Annotated in this window: 9 protein-coding genes and 2 pseudogenes; 3 read left to right on the top strand and 8 right to left on the bottom strand. The window is 65.8% G+C overall.

The window, feature by feature from the left end:
- Positions 1 to 199 (bottom strand): annotated as a pseudogene (locus AUC71_RS09975) (hypothetical protein); the annotation flags it as partial.
- 90 nt (positions 200 to 289) lie between these two features.
- Positions 290 to 778: a hypothetical protein gene (locus tag AUC71_RS09970; RefSeq protein ID WP_069624145.1), complete on the bottom strand. Its 489-nt coding sequence runs from the start codon at positions 776 to 778 to the stop codon at positions 290 to 292.
- Between the two features lie 269 nt (positions 779 to 1,047).
- Between AUC71_RS09970 and AUC71_RS09965 the strand changes: the two genes are divergently transcribed.
- Both AUC71_RS09965 and AUC71_RS09960 read left to right on the top strand, forming a co-directional pair.
- A complete protein-coding gene (locus AUC71_RS09965; protein WP_069624144.1) occupies positions 1,048 to 1,314 on the top strand; it encodes an Rdx family protein in 267 nt (88 codons plus the stop codon).
- A 386-nt stretch (positions 1,315 to 1,700) separates the two neighbouring features.
- A complete protein-coding gene (locus AUC71_RS09960) occupies positions 1,701 to 2,003 on the top strand; it encodes a hypothetical protein (RefSeq protein WP_141701595.1) in 303 nt (100 codons plus the stop codon).
- Positions 2,004 to 2,015: 12 nt separating this feature from the next.
- On the opposite strand, the gene greA is transcribed toward AUC71_RS09960, so the two are convergent.
- Positions 2,016 to 2,480: a transcription elongation factor GreA gene (gene greA, locus AUC71_RS09955; RefSeq protein WP_069624142.1), complete on the bottom strand. Its 465-nt coding sequence runs from the start codon at positions 2,478 to 2,480 to the stop codon at positions 2,016 to 2,018.
- 95 nt (positions 2,481 to 2,575) lie between these two features.
- Between greA and AUC71_RS09950 the strand changes: the two genes are divergently transcribed.
- Positions 2,576 to 2,914: a P-II family nitrogen regulator gene (locus AUC71_RS09950; RefSeq protein WP_069624141.1), complete on the top strand. Its 339-nt coding sequence runs from the start codon at positions 2,576 to 2,578 to the stop codon at positions 2,912 to 2,914.
- Here the strand turns inward: AUC71_RS09950 and AUC71_RS17795 are convergent.
- The 5 genes and pseudogenes from AUC71_RS17795 to AUC71_RS09930 form a co-directional block, all read right to left on the bottom strand.
- Entirely contained in the window at positions 2,911 to 3,816 is a 906-nt protein-coding gene (locus AUC71_RS17795) for a malto-oligosyltrehalose synthase (RefSeq protein WP_141701594.1), read from the bottom strand. The genes AUC71_RS09950 and AUC71_RS17795 overlap by 4 nt on opposite strands.
- Complete coding sequence (locus AUC71_RS17790) at positions 3,813 to 4,817, bottom strand: malto-oligosyltrehalose synthase (RefSeq protein WP_083238253.1); 1,005 nt, start codon at positions 4,815 to 4,817, stop codon at positions 3,813 to 3,815. The genes AUC71_RS17795 and AUC71_RS17790 overlap by 4 nt, the downstream gene beginning before the upstream one ends.
- Positions 4,766 to 5,605, bottom strand: a complete 840-nt coding sequence (locus AUC71_RS17785; protein ID WP_083238252.1) for an alpha-amylase family glycosyl hydrolase — start codon at positions 5,603 to 5,605, stop codon at positions 4,766 to 4,768. Before AUC71_RS17785 ends, AUC71_RS17790 begins: the two co-directional genes overlap by 52 nt.
- A pseudogene (gene malQ / locus AUC71_RS09940) lies at positions 5,602 to 7,148 on the bottom strand (4-alpha-glucanotransferase). Before malQ ends, AUC71_RS17785 begins: the two are co-directional and overlap by 4 nt.
- A gap of 320 nt (positions 7,149 to 7,468) precedes the next feature.
- Positions 7,469 to 8,001 (bottom strand): DUF3459 domain-containing protein (locus tag AUC71_RS09930; protein ID WP_141701593.1); only part of this gene is annotated, 533 nt, incomplete at its 5' end.

Genomic DNA, 8,001 nt, shown 5'->3' with positions numbered 1-8,001 from the left:
AGCAGCCAGGCGCCGAAGGTGTCGAACTCGCGGACACCGCCCATTGATCGATCGACATGTTTTTGGCTTTGGGCGCTTCGCCCGCGACGCCTTCGACCAGGGCTTCGAGTTCGCCCGCATGCGGGGCGGTCCACGAGCCGCCGGCGGCAAGCTCCAGCCGTTCCCCCACCAATTTATGTGTCAGCAAAGCCTCGCCCATGGCAATTCGCTCCTGGCCGCTCGAAGTCCTCCCGCCCCGAGGGTCGCCCCTGCGAGGCCGGTCATGATTCGGGCTTAGACTAGCTGCGAACTAGCTGCGGGTCAGGTTGATCGACACCCTTTGCAGGGGGCTCCCGGAGGTTGCGATCGAGACGCTCTGGCGGGAGCTGCTGTAATTGACGACCATGCTGCCGCGGATCGAGCCCGAGACGGTGATGCTGATCCTGCCGGGCTTGGCGGTTCCGCTTGCGCTGCCCGAGGCGTTATAGGTCCGCTCTTCCCAATTGCCGGTGATGCGGGTGCCGCTCAGGCTGAGCTTGCTCCGGATCTCGACATTGGAGCTGTCTGACTTGCAGCGGATGGCCATGCCGAGCTGCGAGCCGCCGCCGGTGTAGTAGGCGTTGCAGGTCAGACGTTCCATGCCGCTGTTGAGCTGGACCTGGCCGCTCCCCCGCCATGTGCCGAGCAGAGTGTCGAAGGGGCTGGCCTCCACTTCTTGCGAGGGGGTGACCATGAACAGGCCGAGAAGGGCCACGGTCGCCAAGAGAATCGGCGCAGCTTTGCGAATCACTGGTTTCATAGGTTGTGTCTTCCCGCAGTTTTGGGTCTCGAACAAGTCAGGATGTTGTTACGAGGTGATGACTGAGCAGCCCGGTTACAACCCCTTGGGATGTCATGGGAAACGCCTGTTGCTTTTGCGTGACACTTCCTCGTCGAAATCATGGAAGATCGGCGCATCTTGCCTGATCGTCTTAAGGGCTGGAATCGACCGAATGACGGAGTCTAGAGTCCCATAAAACGAAGCGCTGAGCCAGAGGATCACATCATCGCACCCGCGCGAACGTCTCCATCACCTATTGCCGGCTGTGCAATTGGCTGCTCCGGGCGGCCTGGATGGGCCAGGAGCTGTTGTCCACCTTCGGCGAGGAGCTCGGCTCGCTCACTCTTATTCCCGACGATCAAGGCGGCGTCTTTGAGGTTCGGGTCGACGGCGAGCTGATTTGGTCGCGGGGCGCGCAGGGCCGCTTTCCTGAAATGAAAGAGCTCAAGCAATTGGTGCGCGACAAGGTGGCCCCGGCGCGCGATCTCGGCCATGTGGAGACGAAGAAGCCGTAGTGGCGTTTTCTGCCTTTGTGAGGGGGCTCACAAAGGCGCCGCATCTTTCCTGCCAGTCTCATGCCTCGAACCGGCGCGGGCTTGAGGCCCTCTGGCGGAGGAAGAGGGAATTCCAATTCATTTCAATTTGTTGGCGTTGGTCGGTCTCGGCCTGATTGCGATTGCCGCCCCTCATGTGGCGGCGCGGACGTGGCGCCCCGGCATGGATCGGCCCTTGCGGCATGCCGGGCGGCCGGGGACGGCGAGGCGGGCGAGATTGTCACCGCTGTAGATGACGGGCGGGGCGGGAGCCTCGTCTGGCTCACTGACGCGGATACCAATTTGTGGTTCTGCAGCGCCGACGCGCGCGGTTCGGTTTATGCCTACGGCTGATCTTCGAGGATCTGTTGCGGGGCGCGGGCGCGGGCCTCCTCCCCCCGGTCTCCGTGGATCGTGGCGGCAAGCCGGTGCTTCCGGCCGATCCTCTCCGGATCGCGCAGGGCGCCTGCCGGGCCTATCTCGACGACGCGGCGGGCGCGGTTCTGAGTAGCGGACCGGACGGCCTGGAGGGCGGCTGGATCCCCGGCTATTTCGTCTTTCTCGGAACGGAGGCCGGCGACACGTTTCTGTGCAACGCCACGGCGAACGCGCAAGTTTGGGTGTTCGCGCGGATCGGTGCGCCGCTGCAAAGTTCCGCGCCGGTCGGCTAAAAGCCTATTATCTCAGGAAATTTCGACGATCGTGGCCTCGGTCGCACCCGCTTGCACGGTCTCGCCGACGGGCTTGCCCATGATCGCCTGGGCCACGGGCGAGACATAGGACAGGGTGCCGTTGGTCGGGTCCGCTTCGTCCTCGCCGACGATCTTGTAGGTTTGGCGGCGGCCGTCCTCGCGCTCGATGGTCACTTGAGAGCCGAAATGCACTTCGGTCGCGTCTTGGGGCGGCTCCATGACCTGCGCGGTGGCCCGGCGCGAGGTCCAATAGCGCAGATCGCGGTTGATCTTGGCGAGCAGAGGCTTGTCGTCGGCGTCTTGCGCCGCGGCATGGGCGTCGTGCAAACGCGACAACTCAGCCTCGATCAGCTCGAGGCCGCGCTGGGTCACGAGGTTATGGGCCGATATGGGCCGATCCGGAAGATCGTCGTAGACGTCGCCGCCTTCCGGCTCCTTGGTAAAAGCCTTGCTCATAAGTCATTATAGCAGCATTAGAAGCGGGAATGTGGCGTCAGCGGCTGCCTACAACCTGACAGCGAAGGCCGCTGTCGCTCCAACAGGACGCGCATATGAAATATATCATCGCAGTGATTCAGCCCCACCGGCTTGAAGCGGTGCGCGAAGCGCTCGCGGGCATCGGCGTGCAAGGGATGACGGTCACCGAGGTGCAAGGCTTCGGCCGGCAAAAAGGGCAGACCGAGATCTACCGCGGGGCGGAGTACACCGTGAACTTCGTGCCCAAGGCGAAGATCGAGATCGCGGTCACCGCCGACATGGCCGACACCGTGGTCGAGACCATCGGCCAGGCGGCGCGAACCGGACGCATCGGCGACGGCAAGGTGTTCGTGCTGCCGCTTGAGGGCGCCATGCGTGTGCGCACCGCGGAGATGGGCGCCGAGTCGCTCTAGCCCGCCACCAGCAAGGCGACCGGAAAGGTCTTCAGCGCTTCGGCGATGTTCACGCGGCCATCGGCGGCCGACACGGTCTCTCCGGTCAAGACGTTGCGCCACCTCCGCCCGGCGCGAGCCGCGTCGAGCGTCAGGTGGGTATCGCCCCAAGCCGAAGCCGGCACCAATGGCTGGCCGCTTCCTTTTAGTAACGCGCTCGCGCGCAGCGGCACGATGGCGATGGCGGCGTGCGTGTCGTCACTGCGCAGGAAGGCGAGGATGCTTTGCCCGCGGGCCCCGTTTGCCGTGAGCTGCGTGTAATCGCCGGTGGTGAACAGGCTCGGCTCCTCGGCGCGAAGTTGCAGCGCTTTCGCCACGACAGAGAGCTTGATGGCGCCGCTCCGCCAATCCGCCACGAGATCGGCCGCATCGCGTGAGGCATGGCCGTCGAGAAGCTGCCGCCTGGCGTCGAAGTCCACCGGCCGCCTGTTGTCCGGATCGACCAGGCTCAGATCCCAGAGCTCGCCGCCCTGATAGATGTCGGGCACGCCGGGCGCGGTGAGCTTGAGCAGGGTCTGCGACAACGAATTGAGCGCGCCGGCCACTTCGAGCGGGCCTTGCGCCGCGCTGAAGTCTTCGAGAAAGGCGCGGCTTCTGGCGGGGTCGAGCGCGCCCCGCACGAACGCCTTCACCGCCTCCTCATAGGGCTCGTCGGGGCCGGTCCAGCTCGTGCGCACTTTCGCCTCCTTGATGGCCTTCAGCATGAAGGCGGCCATTCTGTCGGCGAGTGCGGCCAGGGCGCCGTGATCGGTCGTGTCGAGAGCGAAGGGCCAGGCGCCGGCGAGCGCTTGATAGAACATCCACTCGTCGTTGGCGGAGGGCGCGCGGTCGTCGTCCGTCTTGACCAGAAGAGCTTCGTTCATCGCCGACCACTTGGCGACGCAGCGCTCCACGCTTCAGGTCGTTCGCTCAGCACATAGAGTCGGGCGCGGGCATCCTCGCCGCGCTTGGTGTCATGGGTCGAGGTGGGAACCAGGCCGAACGGCTGGTGGAGGCGCCGCGCGGCCATGTCTTCGTGGAAGCGCGCGGGCGCCGCGCCGAACTCGTCGGGCGACCCGCCCACCTCGTTCAGCGCGATCAGGCGGTTATAGCGGTAGAATAGCGTGTCCTCCACGGCCTTGGCCATGAGCGGACCGGTGGTTTGCTGCAAACGCGTCACGAAGGTGAGCGCTTCGGCGCGAGCGGCGGGGTCGGGCAGGTCGAGCCGCCAGATCCGCGCGATGAAGTCGATGGCCCCGTCGTCCTCCACCTCGCGCGTGCTCCTGGCCGCGGTCTCGGCGCGCGCGATCAACGCCTCGTCCTCGGGGCGCGGGCCGTCGACGTCGACATAGGTGCGATAGACCGGCAGCGACGCACCGAGCTCGATGACGGCGCGGCGCAGCGTGTCGCGCCCATAATCGCGGGTGGCAAGCTCAGCTTGGGCGAGCTGATGCGCGAGCCCGGTGAGCACGTCGAGCTCGCCGGCGAGGTTGCGGATAAAGATGTGCCGCTTGGTGGCCGTGACCAATGTCTCGTAGTCCGCGGTCTCGCCGGCAAAGCTGTCATACGCCGCGGTCAACGGCGCCTCGCCCTCCGGATCGGTCATCACGCCGCCGAGCGCGCGGATGAACTCATAGCCGGTGGTGCCTTGCACCGGCCAATCGGAGCGAAGCGATTCCGAGCCTTCGAGGATCTTCTCCACCAAAACGATGAAGGGGCGCTCGTCGCCGATCGCCTCGCGCAGCTTGCGGAAATAGGCGAGGGGGTCGGCGAGACCGTCCACATGGTCCAGGCGCAGGCCGTCGATAACGCCGTCTTCCGCCAGCGCCAGCATCAGCCGGTGGGTCTCCTCGAACACGCTCGGCTGTTCCATGCGCACGCCCACGAGATCGGCGACCTCGAAGAAGCGGCGATAGGTGAGCGTCTCGCGCGCGGCGCGCCAATAGGCGAGACGCCAGACTTGGGCTCGTGCAGCGCATGCATGGCCTCGTGGTCCGCCGCCATGTCTCGAAGCGCGGCACTCAAGGTGTCGACCTGGCCCGCCTCGCGCACGCGCGCCGCAAGCTCCGCCTTGAGCTCCTGGGCGGTCTCGGGCGTGGCGATGGCGAAGCGGTTGGTGAGGTCCTCGAAGTCATCGCCGACGCGGGCCAGCACGTTGGCGTAGGTCGGCGGACTCAAGGGCAGCTTCATGTCGTTGACGCTGAGGCTCAGGCCGCCGTCCTCGGTGTCGAAGTGAAGCCCGAAGCTGCCTTTGTCGAGCGCGCGCCCGTACGGCTCCGCCAGCACCGGGATCAGGAGCTTCGATGCGGTCCAGTCGATGTCGAAATAGCTGGCGTGGGGGCTGTCCGCGCCCCATTCGAGCACGTCGCGCCACCACGGATTGAACGGGCTCGCGCCCATATGGTTGGGCACGAAGTCGGCGATGAGGCTGAGCCCTTCGGCGCGGAACGCCTCCGCCATGTCGCGAAAGCCGTCCTCGCCGCCGAGCGCGGGCTCGATCTCGTCATAGCTGGCGCCGTCATAGCCGTGCGCCGAGCCGGGGAGGGCGCGCAGGATCGGCGACATATAAAGATGTGAGATGCCGAGCTTGGCGAGATAGGGCGCAAGCGCCTTGGCGCGCGCAAAGTCCATGCCGTCGCGGAATTGCAGACGGTAGGTGGCACGCTCGCTCATTGCCGCGGTCGTTCGGCAGCCACGGCGCCGGTGACCGCGCTGAACAGCTTGTGATCGCCCAGAGCCTCGATGGTAAGAGGCATCTTACGCCGCCAGTTCGGATGCTCGTCCACGGTGCCCGGCAGGTTCGCCTGCTCGACGATCCCAAGCGCGTCGTCGAGCTGCACGGCGAAGAGCCGGCAGGGCGTAGCCGCCAGGAAGCGATGGATCGCCACAAGCACGTCGTCCGGCATGTTCGGCGACTTGGCGTAATCGGGATCGGCGGCCAGCGCCTGCGCGCCCATCAAGGCATCGAGCAGGCGTTTGCGGTCGAGCATGCGCTCTTGTCGCTGGATCACGGCTTCGGTCTCCGTGGCGCGGCCGCTTCTCACGCGCCAATTGATGTCGTTGCTGACCCACCAGCCTTTCAAGGTCGGCAGGTCGTGGGTCGAGGCGCAGACCATGGCCTCGCGCCGGTAGGCGTGCGGCGGCATCCAGACGCCGTCACGCTCGCTGAAATAGAAGACCTGGTAGCTCAGAAGGCCAGCGCGGACCATCGTATCGGTAAACCCCGGAGGAACCGTCCCGAGATCCTCGCCGATGACGATGGTCTGCGAGATCCAGGATTCTTCCGCGACGCCTTCCAGGAGCTCGCGGAAGGGATAGGCCACATAGGCCCCGTCCTTGGCGGTGTTGCCGTCGGGAATCCAATAAAGCCGTTGCAGTCCCATGGCGTGGTCGATGCGAAGCGCGCCGGCATGGCGCATGTTGGCCCGCAGCACCGAGCGGAAAGGCTCCAAGCGCTCCTCGGCGAGCCCCACGGGCGAGAAGGGCACGAGCCCCCAATCCTGACCCAGAGCGCTGAAGGGATCGGGCGGACAGCCGATCCGCGCTTGATGCGCGATGGCCGGACCGGCCAGCCAGCTGCGCGAGCCGTCCGGCGAGATGCCGACTGCGAGATCGAGATAGAGTCCGATGCGCATGCCGGCGGCGCGGGCGCGGGCTTGCGCGTCGGCGAGCTGCGTGTCGGCGATCCATTGCAGCCAGGCGTGGAAAGCAATGCGGCTCTTGGCCGAGCGGGCGAAGTCGCGCACGGCGATATTGTCGGGATTCTGGAATTCCTCGGGCCATGTGCCCCAAGCTGCATTGCCGCCATTGGCAACGATGTGTTCGGACAGGGCCTCGTACAGCGCATGGATCTCCAGCGCCTTACCCTGCTCGTTACAGTAACGCTTGAACACATCCTTGGCCTCCACGTCGCCGGACTTGAGGAACTGCGCGAACAGCGCCTCCAGGACGGGACCCTTCACACGATGGACGCCTGCGTAGTCGACGAGTTCCGTTTGACGTAAGGCTTCGAGTTCCGCCTCCAGCGTGGCGGGCAGGGAAAGATCGGCGAAGCCCGGCACCCGGTCCGGCGCGATCAGGAGCGGATTGAGGAAGTTGCGCGAAGAAGGACTGTACGGACTGATGCGCGAAGGGTCGGCGAAGAACAGCGCATGCAGCGGCTCACGCCGATGAAGTCGGCGCCGCGCTTCGCGGCAAACTCGGCGAGCCGCGCCATGTCCTCGAAGTCGCCGATGCCCCAGTTGCGGGCCGAGCGCAGCGCATAGGCCTGGACCGACAGTCCCCATGAACGCTGGTCGACGAGGAAGGGCGGCCAGTAGGCGCTCTCGGTGAGCCCGGCGATATCCTCGGCGGCGCCGGCTCCGGGAGGTCGCTTTCTCCGGCGTTGCCGCTCTCGACCGGCACGCCCATGGCCTCGAGCACCTTGGCCTTGGTCTCGCCCGGCGTGGTGACCCAATCGCCTTTCTCGCTGATATAGCCTTCGGCAATGCCGAAGCGCTCCGCCAATTCGTCGATCCGATCTGGCATGCAAAACTCCTAAACGCTTAGTGTCGCGATAACGGACCACGGGGCAAGGGTGCGCGTGGCCGCGTCCATGTCTGCGGGGTGAATAAAGAAAGGTGCGCCGGCAAGGTTCCCCGGTCGGTCGCACGGTGAAGCGGAAAGATTGGCGGTCAGTGCGAGCGTGCCGCCGCCGTCAAGCGCCCAGCTGACGGCAAAGGCGTTGCCCTCGATCGCCTCGACCTTGCCCGCGTTCCCGCCAATGCCCGCCAAGCGCGGCACCACATGGGCCATGCGTGCGGCGATCAAGCTTCGCACGAAGTCGAGCCGCGGCGTGGCTGTCGGGGCGAGCACGCTCCCGGCGAAGGTCTCGAGCGCGTTGGGATCGGGCACCAGGTTCTTGGTATAGGCTTCGGCGAAAGACTTGTTGTTGCGGAACTCCTCGTTGCGGCCCTTGCGCACGGCCTCGGCGAGATCCCCGGTGAAGTCCGTGAAGAACTGAAACGGCCGCACCTCGCCGTACTCGTCGCCCATGAAGAGCAGCGGAATGTGCGGCGCGAGCAGGAGCA

The sequence above is a fragment of the Methyloceanibacter marginalis genome, assembly GCF_001723295.1.
GTDB lineage: Bacteria > Pseudomonadota > Alphaproteobacteria > Rhizobiales > Methyloligellaceae > Methyloceanibacter > Methyloceanibacter marginalis.
Note: the sequence above shows the minus strand (reverse complement) of the source record. Positions and strands in the feature narration are given on the sequence as shown.

Coding starts and splice junctions, on each gene's coding strand:
- AUC71_RS09950 (WP_069624141.1), top strand. CDS start 2,576: ATGAAATATATCATCGCAGTGATTCAGCCCCACCGGCTTGAAGCGGTG.
- AUC71_RS09970 (WP_069624145.1), bottom strand. CDS start 778: ATGAAACCAGTGATTCGCAAAGCTGCGCCGATTCTCTTGGCGACCGTG.
- AUC71_RS17795 (WP_141701594.1), bottom strand. CDS start 3,816: ATGAACGAAGCTCTTCTGGTCAAGACGGACGACGACCGCGCGCCCTCC.
- AUC71_RS17785 (WP_083238252.1), bottom strand. CDS start 5,605: ATGAGCGAGCGTGCCACCTACCGTCTGCAATTCCGCGACGGCATGGAC.
- greA (WP_069624142.1), bottom strand. CDS start 2,480: ATGAGCAAGGCTTTTACCAAGGAGCCGGAAGGCGGCGACGTCTACGAC.